This is a genomic window from Pseudomonas sp. 3MA1 (assembly GCF_029237275.1).
Classification (GTDB): domain Bacteria; phylum Pseudomonadota; class Gammaproteobacteria; order Pseudomonadales; family Pseudomonadaceae; genus Aquipseudomonas; species Aquipseudomonas fluorescens_AP.
The window spans coordinates 745348-759866 of record NZ_JAACFX010000003.1; the positions used below are offsets into that span (position 1 = coordinate 745348).

At 65.3% G+C, this 14519-nt stretch carries 13 protein-coding genes; 2 read left to right on the plus strand and 11 right to left on the minus strand.

Annotation, left to right across the window (positions count from 1 at the left end; genetic code table 11):
• Positions 1-17 precede the first annotated feature (17 nt).
• The 5 genes from GWQ44_RS12390 to GWQ44_RS12410 form a co-directional block, all read right to left on the minus strand.
• A complete protein-coding gene (locus GWQ44_RS12390; protein WP_179600623.1) occupies positions 18-404 on the minus strand; it encodes a DUF2946 domain-containing protein in 387 nt (128 codons plus the stop codon).
• Positions 405-669: 265 nt separating this feature from the next.
• Positions 670-1041 carry a hypothetical protein gene (locus GWQ44_RS12395; protein WP_275927445.1) on the minus strand — a complete coding sequence of 124 codons (372 nt, stop codon included), beginning with the start codon at positions 1039-1041 and terminating at the stop codon, positions 670-672.
• A 340-nt stretch (positions 1042-1381) separates the two neighbouring features.
• On the minus strand, positions 1382-2293 hold the full coding sequence (locus GWQ44_RS12400) for a universal stress protein (protein WP_275927446.1): 912 nt from the start codon (positions 2291-2293) through the stop codon (positions 1382-1384).
• 89 nt (positions 2294-2382) lie between these two features.
• Positions 2383-3456 (minus strand): NAD(P)-dependent alcohol dehydrogenase, encoded by a 1074-nt coding sequence (locus GWQ44_RS12405; RefSeq protein WP_016965345.1) that lies wholly within the window; start codon positions 3454-3456, stop codon positions 2383-2385.
• Positions 3457-3604: 148 nt separating this feature from the next.
• Positions 3605-4735, minus strand: a complete 1131-nt coding sequence (locus GWQ44_RS12410; RefSeq protein ID WP_275927447.1) for an MFS transporter — start codon at positions 4733-4735, stop codon at positions 3605-3607.
• Positions 4736-4834: 99 nt separating this feature from the next.
• Here GWQ44_RS12410 and GWQ44_RS12415 point away from each other — a divergent pair, with 99 nt between their 5' ends.
• Positions 4835-5599 carry a helix-turn-helix transcriptional regulator gene (locus GWQ44_RS12415; protein ID WP_103741357.1) on the plus strand — a complete coding sequence of 255 codons (765 nt, stop codon included), beginning with the start codon at positions 4835-4837 and terminating at the stop codon, positions 5597-5599.
• A gap of 19 nt (positions 5600-5618) precedes the next feature.
• Here GWQ44_RS12415 and GWQ44_RS12420 read toward each other — a convergent pair whose 3' ends face one another.
• The 3 genes from GWQ44_RS12420 to GWQ44_RS12430 all read right to left on the minus strand — a co-directional run bounded on the left by GWQ44_RS12420 (position 5619) and on the right by GWQ44_RS12430 (position 8920).
• Entirely contained in the window at positions 5619-7061 is a 1443-nt protein-coding gene (locus GWQ44_RS12420) for a mechanosensitive ion channel family protein (protein WP_275927448.1), read from the minus strand.
• A gap of 210 nt (positions 7062-7271) precedes the next feature.
• On the minus strand, positions 7272-7898 hold the full coding sequence (gene ycaC / locus GWQ44_RS12425; RefSeq protein WP_016964835.1) for an isochorismate family cysteine hydrolase YcaC: 627 nt from the start codon (positions 7896-7898) through the stop codon (positions 7272-7274).
• 146 nt (positions 7899-8044) lie between these two features.
• Positions 8045-8920 (minus strand): pirin family protein, encoded by an 876-nt coding sequence (locus GWQ44_RS12430; protein ID WP_016964834.1) that lies wholly within the window; start codon positions 8918-8920, stop codon positions 8045-8047.
• 97 nt (positions 8921-9017) lie between these two features.
• Between GWQ44_RS12430 and GWQ44_RS12435 the strand changes: the two genes are divergently transcribed.
• Positions 9018-9926, plus strand: a complete 909-nt coding sequence (locus tag GWQ44_RS12435) for a LysR family transcriptional regulator (RefSeq protein ID WP_042940967.1) — start codon at positions 9018-9020, stop codon at positions 9924-9926.
• Positions 9927-10017: 91 nt separating this feature from the next.
• Here GWQ44_RS12435 and GWQ44_RS12440 read toward each other — a convergent pair whose 3' ends face one another.
• From GWQ44_RS12440 to mgtA, 3 genes are all read right to left on the minus strand, one after another.
• Positions 10018-10470, minus strand: a complete 453-nt coding sequence (locus GWQ44_RS12440) for a response regulator (RefSeq protein ID WP_016964832.1) — start codon at positions 10468-10470, stop codon at positions 10018-10020.
• Positions 10471-10794: 324 nt separating this feature from the next.
• On the minus strand, positions 10795-11511 hold the full coding sequence (locus tag GWQ44_RS12445; RefSeq protein ID WP_016964831.1) for an MgtC/SapB family protein: 717 nt from the start codon (positions 11509-11511) through the stop codon (positions 10795-10797).
• 205 nt (positions 11512-11716) lie between these two features.
• Entirely contained in the window at positions 11717-14482 is a 2766-nt protein-coding gene (mgtA, locus tag GWQ44_RS12450) for a magnesium-translocating P-type ATPase (protein WP_199010436.1), read from the minus strand.
• Positions 14483-14519: the final 37 nt, after the last annotated feature.

Sequence of the window (14519 nt, forward strand, 5' to 3'; positions counted from 1 at the left end):
GCCGTCGCGCAGCAGCGCTAGGCGCGCAGAGGAGGAGCCCGAGGATTGAGTGACGGCCAGGAGTAACGCGGCGGCGCCTTGCTGCGCTGCTCGACCTTGACCCGCGCCGAGCGTCGCCCCAGCAGCAGCCAGGTCAAGCAGAACAGCAGCCCCAGCCCGAGGCTCACCGCCGAACACAGGGGACAGACAAAAGCCCCCAAGGTGCCGGGGCGGGTGTTGTCGCTGGGGCCTTCATCCAGGGTCGATGCCGATTCGCCCAGGGCGTGACAGAACTGCCCGCCCACGCCGGTGATCTCCAGTGCCGCCATCTGTCCATGACCCAGACCGCAGACGAACACGTTGAACAGCACGCAGAAATACAGCGTCCAGGCAATGTGAGGGCGATGTGAGGGGGCTTGGGTCATGGCGACAGGATTAACAGTGAAAAAAGCACTGGAAAATCACCCAATCATGGCGAGCCAAACGCAAGGAGCCGCCAGCGGTGAGGTTGTGGCGAGCTTTATAACCGAGGCCCGAAGGGCCGAGGATCGGACCAGAACTAAAGTGCGGGCGCTTGGTTTTTGCAGCGGGTTGAAGATGCAGGCAGATCAAGCGCGACGGCGGCCTTGCGGCCGGCCCGCCGCTGAAGCGGTCTCTCCCTCCGTAGGAGCTGGCTTGCCAGCGAAAGCGTCAGCCCAGGCGATGCAGGCCTTGCGGGCCGGCGTCCAGCAACGCCTCCACCACCGCCCGGGCCATCTCTACCGAATGCACCATGGACCAGATCAGCCCGCGCTCGATGCCGCTGCCCTGCTGGGTGATTTCATCGCAGACCTCCTCGGCGCATTTGAGCAACAACGCCACATGCACCAATGCCTCTTCAGCACTGACGCCTTCGCGCACGCTGAACAGCGAGTCGGGGCTAACGGCTTTGGCCTGGGTGTTGCGCTGGAACAGCGCCGGGTCCTGCGGTTGCCGGGCCAGAGCCACGCGCAGGGTGGCGTTGGCGGCCTTGAGTTGGGGATCGCGATAGGACGTGGGGGGATCGGAGACAATCTTTTTCATGATCAAACTCCGATATGAAACTCATGGGAGCCGCCACCGTTCGCTTGCACACGAATAAGGTGGCAGCCGTACGCAGGTGTGCAAGACCGGGCATATCGGAACCCGGCAGACTCGAAAGTCTCCCACGCACGGCTGCCATAACGCAGAAACGAAGGGCAAGAAAGCCCGGAAACTGCTTTTGACAACGATGCGCCGACATGACCGGACTTGCACATCCGAGCCATCGATTGGGCGATGGCTCCAGCACCCTAGCCCGCTCACCCGACGCATTCAAGCGGCCGGCAGTTTCTCGGATTTGCCTTACAAAAGAAGGCGAATCGGCGTAGCTACTTCCCGCGGTTCAGGAGGCCCCACCGCCTTTCACCGCCAGGACGCTGCCCGGCATCGAGTACAGGGCACGCTCGGTGGTGCTGCCGATCAGCCGGCCAAAGCCGGTGCGGTGCACGGTGCCCATGACCACCACGTCCACCAGGTATTCGTCGACGAACTGGGCGATGCCCGGCACCGGCGGGCCCATGATGAAGTGGCGAAATTCCTGGGGCACGTTGTATTCATCGCCCAGGCGTTCGAACTCCTTGTGCAGGGACTCGCGCAGCTCGTCCAGGCAGTTGACGCTCCAGGCGGTGGACGCCACTGGCGCCACGCCATCGAGCATCGGCATCAGGTCGTAGGCATACAGCAGGTGCAGCTGGGCATCGCATTGCAGGGCCAGGGCGTTGGCGGTCTGGATGATCAGGCCATTGAGGCCGCGGATCTGGGTGTCGGACTGGGCCGGGTCGACGGCGGCGACGATGCGCCGGGGCAGTTTGTGCGGGGCGTCGTTGACCAGATGCACCGGCACCGGTGCCTCGCGCAGCAGGTGGCAATCCAGCGGGGTGACGAAGACCCGCTTGAGGGCCGATTCCAGGGTCACGTCCTTGATCAGCAGGTCGGGCTGGAACTCGTCGATGTAGGCCAGCATGTCCTTGAGCACCTGGGTGCTCCAGATCACCTGGGTGGTGACCTCGACGCCCTGCTCGCGCATCCATTCGGCTTCCACCTGCAACCAGCGTTCATGGCGTTGCAGGTAGGCCTGGCGTTCGCTGTCTTCCAGGTGTTCTTCCCACAGGTAGGTGCGCGCTGGCGGTTCGACGAACACCAGGGCATGCAGCGCTGCGCCAGTGGCCTGGGCCAGGACGGCGGCGCGACGAGCCGCGGGGGATTGGTGCTGCTGGGGATCGGCAATCAGCAGCAGGCGCTGGTACTGGCTCATGGTGAACCTCCTTGGACGGTAATGGCCAAAGTGTCGAGGCAGACGGGCCCGGGCGCCTTGATGTGCATCAAGGCCACCCGGTGCGCGGGTCATGGCGTGATGGCGATTTTCATGACGCCGTCGCGCTGGCTGGCGAACAGCTCGTAGGCGGCCTCGATGTCATCGAGCTTGAAGCGGTGAGTGACCAGGGGCTTGAGGTCGACCTGGCCACTGGCGACCACCTCCATCAGCCGGCGCATGCGCTCCTTGCCGCCGGGGCACAGGGTGCTGAGGATGCTCAGGTCGCCGAGGCCGGCGGCGTAGGCATCCACAGGGATGCGCAAGTCGGAGGAATAGACCCCCAGGCTCGACAACTTGCCCCCCGGACGCAGCACCCGCAGCGCCGATTCGAAGGTGCCCTGGGTGCCCAGGGCTTCGATCGACACGTCGACCCCGCGACCATCGGTGAGGTCCATGATCTGCTTGACCACGTCGCCCTGCTTGAAGTCCACCACATGGGTCGCCCCCAGCCCGCGCGCCACGCTCAGGCGCGCGGCCACGGTGTCGACGCCGATGATGGTGGTGGCGCCCTTGAGCCGGGCTCCGGCCACCGCGCACAGGCCGATGGGGCCCAGGGCGAACACCGCCACGCTGTCGCCGATATTGACTTCGGCGCGCTCGGCGCCGGAGAAGCCGGTGGACATGATGTCCGGGCACATCAGCACTTCTTCGTCACTCAGGCCGTCGGGGATCGGGCACAGGTTGGCCAGGGCGTCCGGCACCCGCACGTATTCGGCCTGGCAGCCGTCGATGGTGTTGCCGAACTTCCAGCCGCCGGTGGCGCGAAAGCCGTGGCGGGTGTCCGGGCCGTCCTGGGAACCACAGCCACACAGGCAGGCATAGCTCTGGCCGCTGGGGGTGATGGCCCCGGCGATCACCCGCTGGCCTTCGTGGAAACCACGGACCTGGGAACCCAGGCGCTCGATCACGCCCACCGGCTCGTGGCCGATGGTCAGGCCCTTGGCCACCGGATACTCGCCCCGCAGGATGTGCACGTCGGTGCCGCAGATCGTGGTGGTGGTGATGCGCACCAAGGCGTCCAGCGGACCGATTTCGGGGATGTCCTTGTCTTCCAGGACGATGCGGTTCTTTTCCACGAATACCGCGGCTTTCATCTTGGCCATGTTGCCGTTCTCCATTTGCGGGAAGGGGGTGCGCCATTGCGCGGATCAGCCGACAGGCTGCGCGGATGCGCCGGGCAGCGGCTTGATCATGGTCAAACAATGGCCCCTTCGCGGCATCCGGGGCGACCGTGTGTCGCAAACCCCGGATTCATCGGCAGCGGCCCGCGCCCAGGCACAGCAGCAAGGCCGCCACACCGCACAGGCCAAGGCTCGGGCCCAGGGCCTGTCCCCAGCCCACCAGCAGCAGCCCGGCACCGATCAGCAGGTAATAGAACAGGCCGAACCAGGCCCCGGCACTGCCCAGCCGGTCGCTGTAGGCCGTCAGGGCCGAGCCGAGAATGTTCGGGATCGCCAGGCCAAAGCCCAGCACCACCCCGAGCATCGGCAGCACCAGCCACAGGCTGTGCTGCAAGGCCGTCACCCCGAGGCCGCCGACGGTCACCGCCAGGGCCGCCAGCCGCAGCAGGGTTGCACTGTTCCAGCCACGGCCCAACAGCCGGCGGTTGAGCCAGGCGCCCAACCCGGAAGCCAGGGCCAGGGCCACGCCGCTGTAGCCGAACCCTGGCTCGTCCTGCCCCAGATCGCGAAACAGGAATGGCCCGAGGCTGTAGTAGCTGAGCAAGGCAATATTGAACAGCGCCACCAGCAGCGCCGACCGCCAGATGCCCGGATCGCCGAGCATTTGCCACAGGGTCGCGACCAGGGGCACCCGGGGCTGCGCCGGCGGACGGGTTTCCGGCAAGGCCCGGGCGCACCAGCCGAGCAAGGCCAGGGCCAGCAGCAACAAGCCGGCCAGGGCGCCCCGGTAACCCCAGGCGTGCACCAGGGCGGAGCCACTGAACAGGCCAATCGCCGGGCTCGCCGCCAGCAGCATGCCCACCAGGGAAAACACCCGCACCAGCTCGCCGCCGCGAAACAGGTCGCGCAGCAGGGTCTGGGTCACCACCGAGCCCGCCGCCGCGCCCAGCGCCGCCAGGGCCTGGCACAGCAACAGCGCGCTGAAACGCTGCACCTGCAACTCCAGCCCCAGCGCCAGGGCATACAGCGCCAGACCGCCGAGCAAGGCCGGGCGCCGGCCCCAGCGATCACTCACCCGGCCCCACAGCAACACCCCCGGGGCAAAGCCCAGGACAAACACCGAAAGGCTCTGGGCCGCCTGTGCCGGGGCCACGCCAAAGGCCCGGCCAAGGTCGTTCAAGGCCGGGCTGTAGAGGGTCTGGGCGATCTGCGGAAACATCAGCAGGGCCATGGCCAGGGGCAACAGGGAGCGGCGGTTCATCAGGCGGGACTCGGCAAAAAAAACATGCCGGCGATTCTAGGCAGGCGAGGCTGGCGTATTATCGCAATCCTGCCAACAAACAGTGGAAATCGGACAAAGATGGCATGGCTCGATCCCCAGGCACGCTTCGACCCGGACCCTTTCAGCGCGCCAGTGATCGGCATTGCCGCCACCCTCGGCGATCATGATTCCGGCCTGCACCGGCACCGACGCGGGCAACTGCTGTACACCCGCCAGGGCTGCACCCGGATCACCCTGGCCGACCGCCTGTGCCTGTTGCCGCCCTCGCGGGCGGCCTGGATTCCCGGCGGGGTGCAGCACCGGGCGCAAATGCAGCAGAGCGTGGATTACCGCTCGCTGTATTTCAGCGTCGAACTCAGTCCGCGCCTGCCGGCGGACGTGGCGGTGATCGATGTCAGCCCCCTGCTGCGCGCCGTGCTGGAACCCATGGCCCTGGCGGCGTTCGATTGCGACTGGAGCCAGGGCCGCTACCCGCACCTGCTGGGCCTGTGCCTCGAAGAAATCGGTGCCGCGCTGCACCAGCCACTGTCCTTGCCCCTGCCCCGGGACAAACGCCTGCAACCGCTGCTGGACGACCTGCAGTGCCTGCCACCGGAGCTGCAAGTGCTGGCCACCCGGGTCGGCGCCAGCAGCCGCACCATCGGCCGGATCTTCCAGCGCGAAACCGGCCTGGGTTACCAGCAATGGCGTCAGCAATGGCGGCTGATGCGCGCCATCGAACTGCTCGCCACCGGCCGCAGCATCGGCTACACCGCCTTCGAGCTGGGCTTTGCCAGTGACAGCATCTTTATCGCCTTCTTCAAGGCCATGACCGGGACCACGCCGCGGGCCTACTTCAAATGAGAAACCGCGCCGGGACGCCTCAGGTGCGGCTGCGCAGCCACTGCAGAAAGCCCTTTTTCGCCACCGGCGCGGGCGGTGTCTGAACCAGGCTCTGGGCGATGTGCTGGCGGAAATCCAGCAGGTTCTTCATGGCGTCGCCGATGTCGTGGCGGGCGTCCAGGCAGGGTTTGAGGAACTCGTTGTCGATGCGGTACAGGCTGCAGAAGGTCTTGGCCGAGAACTGCGCGACCGTGGCCTGTTCGGCCACCACGCCCGCTTCGCCGATCACTTCGCCCGGGCCCATGCGTCCGGCTTCAAAGGGTTTGCCGTCGCGCTGCATAGTCACCGACACCACGCCGGATTCGATGATGAACAGGTGATCGCTGACCGCCCCCGCCGGCAGGATGACTTCGCCGGCGCGGAAGGTCTGCAACTGCATGTTCTGGCTGAAGGTGTCCTTCTCTTCCTGGCGCAAGGTGGAAAAGATGCTGGAGGCGTCCAGCAGCGCCCGGGGTCGGGACAGCGCCTGGTTCTGCACCGGCTCGGCGCTGGACAGCAGGCTGATGCCGCTGGCCTGCAGATGACGGAAGGCCAGGTCGAACAGCTGGTTTCGAACCTCGCGCTTCTGCCCCATGGTGGCGACGAAGCCGCTGATCTCGTATTCCGCGCCGCTGCTGGCGGAGCTTTTCAGGGCCACGCTGGGGGCCGGGGTGGCGAGCAGGAAACGGCAGCCGAGCATGGCCCGCTCCAGGGCCTCGATGACCTTTTGCGGGCGAGCGTGGGGGCTGACCTGCACACTGATGGACAACCCATAGATATCGCTGGGGCGGCTGAAGTTGGTGATCTTGGCCTTGGACGCCAGGGAGTTGGGGATCACCACCATGCTGCCCTGGGAGGTCTGCAGCCGGGTCGCCCGCCAGTCGATGTCCACCACTCGGCCTTCGGTGCCGTCGATGGCGATCCAGTCATCGATCTGGTAGGGCTTGGTGGTATTGAGCACCAGCCCGGAAAACAGGTCGCTGAGGGTGCTTTGCAGGGCCAGACCGACGATGATCGCCAAGGCTCCGGAGGTGGCCAGCACGCCCTTGACCGGCAGGTCCAGCACGTAGGCCAGGGCGGCGATGATGGCGATCAGGAAGATCAGGGCGCCCATCAGGTCCTGCAACAGCCGCCCGGTGTGGCCGACCCGCTGCATCATCAGGGTGCCCAGCAGCACCGTCAGGGTCCGCGCGCCGAACAGCCACCAGCCGATCTGCAAACCGGTGGCCGCCAGGTGCAGCGGTACATCATCCGGCCAGGGCGCGGTCTGCATCGGGCTCAGGCCCTGGTTGAACAGCATCAGGCTGTACAGGCAAAAGATCAGCACCCGCACCGCCAGCTTCCAGCGATCGCCCTGGCGGCCGATCAGGTGCCAAAGGGCCAGATCCAAGAGCAACAGCGCCAGCGCGGCCAACAGCAGGTGATCGGCAAAGGGGGCAAGCATCGGGTAACTCCAGCAGGACAATGGCGGCACGATCTCACGAAAGGCACAGGAGCAGGTATAGCTGCAAAGGCCCAGGGCGCGGCGCCTGCCGCCAGTGCCGGACTGTGCCGCGCATGGCCAACGCACAACCGGCGGTGAGGGCATGCACGCCCTCACCGCCGGTTGGTCTTCGCAGGCTCCGGCTGGGCTGCGATCCGCCGCGCCGGGAGCTTATTTGCCCTGGGTCAGGGTGTTGTAGCTGGTCATCAGGTTGCGGTAGTCCGGGATGTGGTTGGAGAACAGGGTCGCCAGGCCTTCGACGTCGTTGCGCCAGTCGCGATGCAGCTCGCAGGCCAGGCCGAACCAGGTCATCAGTTGCGCGCCGGCATTGGACATGCGGTTCCAGGCCGAATCCCGGGTCAGGGCATTGAAGGTGCCGGAAGCGTCGGTGACCACGAACACTTCAAACCCCTCCTCCAGGGCCGAGAGCGCCGGGAACGCCACGCACACCTCGGTGACCACCCCGGCGATGATCAGCTGCTTCTTGCCGGTGGCCTTGATCGCCTTGACGAAGTCTTCGTTGTCCCAGGCGTTGATCTGGCCGGGACGGGCAATGTACGGCGCGTCGGGAAACAGCGCCTTGAGCTCCGGCACCAGCGGGCCGTTGGGGCCGGTTTCGAAACTGGTGGTGAGGATGGTCGGCAGCTTGAAGTACTTGGCCAGGTCGGCCAGGGCCAGCACGTTGTTCTTGAAACGATCGGGCTCGATATCGCGGACCAGCGACAGCAGGCCGGCCTGGTGATCCACCAGCAGCACGGCGGCGTTTTCCTTGTCGAGACGTTGGTAGGCGTTAGTCATGGTGAGTCCTCGCTAATGATCGATGCCGGATGACCCGGCGGGAATGAAACCCGTGGCCCGCCCCGCCGGAGCAAGGGCGGGCGTCGGGGTGCAGCGCGCGACTGCCAAAGCCTAGTGGCCGATGCGAGCCGCGCCAGTGCAGCCGGTCAGTGACCGCCTGCGTCCATCCGGCCGAAGCGTCCCGACTGGAAGTCGATGAAGGCCTGATGAATTTCCGCTTCGCTGTTCATCACGAACGGGCCGTGGCCGACGATGGGTTCGTCGATGGGCTCGCCGCTGAGCAGCAGCACAATGGCGTCGTTGCTGGCTTGCAGGCTGATCAGGTCGCCGTCGCGCTCAAACAGCGCCAGTTGCCCTTGCTCCACCCGCTCCCGGCCATTGACCTGCAAGGCACCACGCAGCAGCACCAGGGCGGTGTTGCGCCCCGCCTTCAGGGGCAGCTCCAGGTGCTTGCCGGACTGCAGGCGCAGGTCCCAGACATCGATCGGGGTGAAGGTGCGGGCCGGCCCCTGCTGGCCGTCGAACTCACCGGCGATCAGGCGCAGGCTGCCGGCGTGTCCAGGCAGGGGGATCTGCGGGATGTCCGCCGCGACGATGGTCTGGTAGCCGGGCGCGGCCAGCTTGTCCTTCGCCGGCAGGTTGACCCACAGCTGGACCATTTCCAGGTTGCCGCCACGCCGGCCGAAGTCGGCGGAATGGAACTCCTCGTGGAGGATCCCCGAGGCCGCGGTCATCCACTGCACGTCGCCCGGGCCGATCTTGCCGCCGCTGCCGGTGGAGTCGCGATGCTCCACTTCGCCGTCGTAGACGATGGTCACCGTTTCGAAACCGCGATGGGGATGCTCACCGACGCCACGGCGGGCGCTGGTGGGGCTGAATTGCGCGGGTCCGGCATGATCCAGCAGCAGGAACGGGCTGATGTGCTGGCCCAGGTTGTCGTAGGAAAACAGGGTGCGGACCGGGAAGCCGTCGCCGACCCAATGGGGCCGGGGAGCGGTGTAGATGCCAATGATGTTTTTCATGTTGCCCTCCAGAACTTTCTGATGGGCACACCTTAAAACTCGCACCTTTGCCGCGCTAGACTGCGAAAATCGCCCTTAGCGTTCTATTTGGAGAACGATCTTGGAAGACCTGAACACCCTCTACTACTTCACCCAAGTGGTCGAGCACCGGGGATTTGCCGCGGCCGGACGGGCCCTGGACATGCCCAAGTCCAAGCTCAGCCGGCGGATTGCCCAGTTGGAGGAGCGCCTCGGCGTGCGCCTGATCCAGCGCACCAGCCGTCATTGCTCCCTGACCGAGATCGGCCAGGAGTATTACCAGCGCTGCCTGGCCATGCGGGTCGAAGCCGAGGGCGCGGCGGAAGTCATCGAACGCAATCGCTCCGAACCCCAGGGCCTGGTGCGGGTGGCCTGCCCCACGGCGCTGCTCAACTCCTGGGTCGGGCCGATGCTGACCCGCTTCATGCTCAAGTACCCGCTGGTGGAGCTGTTCATCGAAAGCACCAACCGCCGGGTCGACCTGATCCACGAAGGTTTCGACATTGCCCTGCGGGTGCGCTTCCCGCCTCTGGAAAACACCGACCTGGTGATGAAGGTGCTGGGCAACAGCACCCAGTGCCTGGTGGGGCATCCAGACTTTCTCCAGCGCCTGTCGAGCCCGGCGGCACCGGCCGATCTCAGCGGCCTGCCGAGCCTGCATTGGGGAGCGGCGCAACGCGACTATCAATGGCAGTTGCTGGGGCCGGACGGCGCCGAGGCGCTGATTCGCCACCGGCCGCGGATGGTCACCGATGACTTGCTGGCGCTGCGGCATGCGGTGCTGGCGGGCATCGGTATCGTCCACCTGCCCAAGGTGGTGGTTCGCCAAGACCTGGACGCCGGACGCCTGCAGGAACTGGTGCCCGGCTGGGCGCCGCGCTGCGGGATCGTGCATGCGATCTTCCCGTCGCGCCGTGGCCTGCTGCCTTCGGTGCGCAGCCTGATCGATTTTCTCGGCGAGGAGTTCAGCCACAGCGACATGGCCTGAGCCGACGCCGGTTCCATCGGTGACGCCTTGCCCGCAGCGCAACGTAAAACGGCATCCCTGGGGATGCCGTTTTGCATAGAGCGCGATTCAATCAATTGGCACTGGCGCGCCAGCCGCCGTGCTGCAGTTCCGGCAGCCACTGAATGCCCGACCTGGGGCTCCTGAACACCGGCGGATCGATCTGCTGCATCAGGCGCCGGATCGCGTCGCTGTCCGGCAACTCGGCGCGACTGGCCTGGATCCGGTGCCGCAGGCTGCTGGGGATGGGAGGAAAGCGCTGGCTGTCATAGATCAGGGCGTGACCGAGCTGGGGGTTGTCCAGGCAGAAATCCAGCAGATCGAAACCGCTGTGGGTGGCCAGGGTGCCGTTGATGATCAGCAGATCGAACGGATCGCAGGCGTACTCCACCAGCGAAAGCAGTTCCTCCAGCGTGTGCACCGGGGCAATGCGGTAGTAATTGAGTTGATTCAGGGTTCGTTCGATCTGCATCCGATGAAAATGTTGATCATCGGCAATCAGTATGCGCAGCGCTCTATTGGACATTTCTGGATCCTGCTTTTGAGACTACGACCGGCGACTGCCGGCCTTCCTCCTAGATCGGTAGAAGGCTAGGGAAGTGTCATAGGGTTTTCTCTAGGATTAATCTGAAAACCACGCCCAGAATGGGCTTGCTGACGATTTTTTCGGACAAGTCAGCTGTCACACAGTTCCGATCGCCATCTCGGTAAAAGGTTGTCCACTACCTTAAATCGCCACCCGCTTTTTGCAGACGGGCACGGTCTTGTTTTGATGTAAGGCTTTTCCTGTAAACCGGCACACGCCTCTGAGAACCGAGAAAGACCGCGCAAGGCCGTCAACGCACAGCGGTCACTCGGTGGTGCTCGGGCTCCAGAACGCCTGCTGCACCAGGGCCGAGGTGGACAGCCGCGCCACCAGCGCGTCCAGTTCGTCACCGTCCACCGAGGTGCTGGCCAGGGTCGCCTCGATCTCCACATCGTCATTGCCAAAGGCATGCACGTCGACATCGCTGGCCGGGTAGTTGCTGCGTTCCAGCTCGGCTTCCAGCAGGGCGAACACCGCCTTCTGTTTCGAACGATGGGCAATAACGTAGACGATGTTGGTGACCTCCGCCGAGATCACGTCCAGCGGCTGGCGGTTGATGTTGTTGACGATCGGCCGCAACAGGGTATTGGCGGCCAGCACGAACAGCGTGCCGAGCAACGCCTCGAGGATCAGGTCGGCGCCAGCGCAGGCGCCCACCGCCGCCGAGGCCCAGAGGGTGGCCGCGGTGTTCAGGCCACGGACGTTGCCCTCCTCGCGCATGATCACCCCGGCGCCGAGAAAGCCGATGCCCGACACCACGTAGGCCACCACCCGCACCGCGCCGTCGGCGCCGCCCAGGCGGTTGGCCATGTCGACAAAGATCGCCGCGCCCACCGCCACCAGCACGTTGGTGCGCAAGCCCGCGGTGCGCTGCCGATACTGGCGCTCGAAGCCGATCAGGCCACCGAGGATGAAAGCCGCGCTGAGGCTGACCAGGGTGTCGATCAGCGAGTCCAGGTTGATGTTGTGCAGGGCTTGCATGGCGACTGTCCTTGAGCGAAGGGCATGAATGGCACCAGAGGACTCTAGCAGCGGTCCATGAACGTCTCATGGCCTGCCGCGGACACACGGGCGACCGTAGGAGCTGGCTTGCCAGCGAAGCGGCCCGTGAGGGCGCCTTCGCCAGCGGGGTAACTCTCGCTGGCAAGAAAGCCTTCGCCAGCAAGCTGGCTCCTACAGGGCAGCATTACTGCCAGCCAAAACGGCGCACGTAGAAGCCCTTCACCGCCTGGGTCAGGATCATGTAGGCCAGCAGGATCAGCGGCAGGAACACGAAGTACAGCGACGGCAGCGCCTGCAACTTGAAGTAGTGCGCCAAAGGGCCCATCGGCAGGAAGATCCCCACCGCCATGATGATCCCGGTCATCACCAGCAGCGGCGTGGCCGCGCGGCTCTGCAGGAACGGAATCTTCGGCGTGCGGATCATGTGCACGATCAGGGTCTGGGTCAGCAGCCCGACCACGAACCAGCCGGACTGGAACAGGGTCTGGTGGTCCGGGGTGTTGGCGTCGAACACATACCACATCAGGGCAAAGGTGGTGATGTCGAAGATCGAGCTGATCGGCCCGAAGAACACCATGAAACGCCCGACGTCCGCCGGCTGCCAGCGCTGGGGTTGCTTGAGCATGTCCTCGTCGACGTTGTCGAAGGGAATCGCGATCTGGGAAATGTCATACAGCAGGTTCTGCACCAAGAGGTGCATCGGCAGCATCGGCAGGAACGGGATGAAGGCACTGGCCACCAGCACCGAGAACACGTTGCCGAAGTTCGAGCTGGCGGTCATCTTGATGTACTTGAGCATGTTGGCGAAGGTCCGGCGCCCTTCCAGCACGCCCTCCTCCAGCACCATCAGGCTCTTTTCCAGGAGGATGATGTCCGCCGCTTCCTTGGCGATGTCCACCGCGCTGTCCACCGAAATACCGATGTCGGCGGTGCGCAGCGCCGGCGCATCGTTGATCCCGTCGCCCATGAACCCCACCACATGGCCGTTGGCCTTGAGCAGGCGGACGATCCGCTCCTTGTGGGTCGGGGTCAGCTTGGCGAAGACATTGGTGGTTTCCACCGCCTTGGCCAGTTGCTCGTCGCTCATGCGCTCGATGTCGTTGCCCATCAGCAGGCCCTGCTGTTCCAGGCCCACTTCGCGGCAGATCTTCGCCGTCACCAGCTCGTTGTCGCCGGTCAGCACTTTCACCGCCACGCCATGCTCGGCCAGGGCCTTGAGGGCCGGTGCGGTGCTTTCCTTGGGCGGATCGAGGAACGCCACATAGCCGATCAGGGTCAGCTCGCGCTCGTCCGCCAGGCTGTAGGTGTCGCGTCCTTCGAGCATCGGCCGGGCCGCCACCGCCACCACCCGCAGGCCCTCTTCGTTGAGGTCGGCGGTGACCTGGCGAATCCGCGCCAGCAGGCTCTCGGTCAAGGCTTCCTCAGCCTCGCCATGACGCACGTTACGGCACACCGCCAGCACTTCTTCCACCGCGCCCTTGCAGATCAGCAGGTGCGGGTGGTCCTGCTCGGCCACCACCACCGACATGCGCCGGCGATTGAAGTCGAAGGGAATTTCATCGACCTTCTGGAACGCCGTGCCAACCTTGAGCTCGCGGTGCACTTCGACGTGCTCCAGCACCGCCACGTCCAGCAGGTTCTTCAGCCCGGTCTGGTAGTAGCTGTTGAGGTAGGCCATTTCCAGCACGTCGTCGGAGTCCTCGCCCCAGACGTCCACGTGCCGCGAGAGGAAGATCTTGTCCTGGGTCAGGGTGCCGGTCTTGTCGGTGCACAGCACGTCCATGGCGCCGAAGTTCTGGATCGCGTCCAGGCGCTTGACGATGACCTTCTTGCGCGAGAGGAACACCGCGCCCTTGGCCAGGGTCGAGGTGACGATCATCGGCAGCATTTCCGGGGTCAGGCCGACGGCGATCGACAGCGCGAACAGCAGCGCCTCCATCCAGTCGCCCTTGGTGAAGCCGTTGATGAACAGCACCAGCGGCGCCATGACGAACATGAAGCGGATCAACAGCCAGCTGACCTTGTTGACCCCGCTCTGGAACGAAGTCGGCGCGCGGTCGGTGGCGCTGACCCGCTGGGCCAGGGCACCGAAATAGGTGCTGTTGCCGGTGGTCAGGATCACCGCCGTGGCCGAACCCGAGACCACGTTGGTGCCCATGAACAGGATGTTGTCCAGGTCCAGGGGGTTGCTGGTATCGGCGTCCTGCTGACGCGGGAATTTTTCCACCGGCATGGATTCGCCGGTCATCGCCGCCTGGCTGACGAACAGGTCCTTGGCGCTGAGCACCCGGCAGTCAGCGGGAATCATGTCGCCGGCCGAGAGCACGATCAGGTCGCCGGGCACCAGTTGCTTGATCGGCAGTTCGATGCGCTGGGCGCCCTTGGCCTCGGCGGCGGCCCCCAGCAAACGCCCGAGCATCGGCGCCGCCTGGGGCGCCGACCCGGGACGCATCACCGTGGCGGTGTTGCTGACCATCGCCTTGAGGGCGTCGGCGGCCTTGTTCGACTTGGCCTCCTGCCAGAAGCGCAGCAGGGTCGAGAGCACCACCATGGAGAAGATCACCGTGGCCGCCTTCATGTCCTCGGTCAGCCAGGAGATCACCGCCAGCAGGGTCAACAGCAGGTTGAACGGGTTCTTGTAGCAGTGCCACAGGTGGGTCCACCAGGGTAGCGCCTGCTCGTGCTCGACCTCGTTGAGGCCATAGCGCTCGCGCTGGGCTTCGGCCTCCTCGGTGCTCAGGCCGTCGGTGTGGCTGCCGAGCTGGTCCAGCAGTTGCGCGGCGTCGCTGTTGGCCGCCGCCACCAGGGTTTGCCCCAGGGTTGGCGGCACATCGCGGCTGACGCTGGCATCGCGGATGCTGTCCAGCAGCGCCAGGCGACGAAAATGCCGGGAAAAGTGCCGGGTACGGAGAAATCCGGCAAAGAATTCTTTCAACAGGCTGAGCTTCATGGTGATAACTCCAGCACGTCCCCAGCGAGCAGCGGCT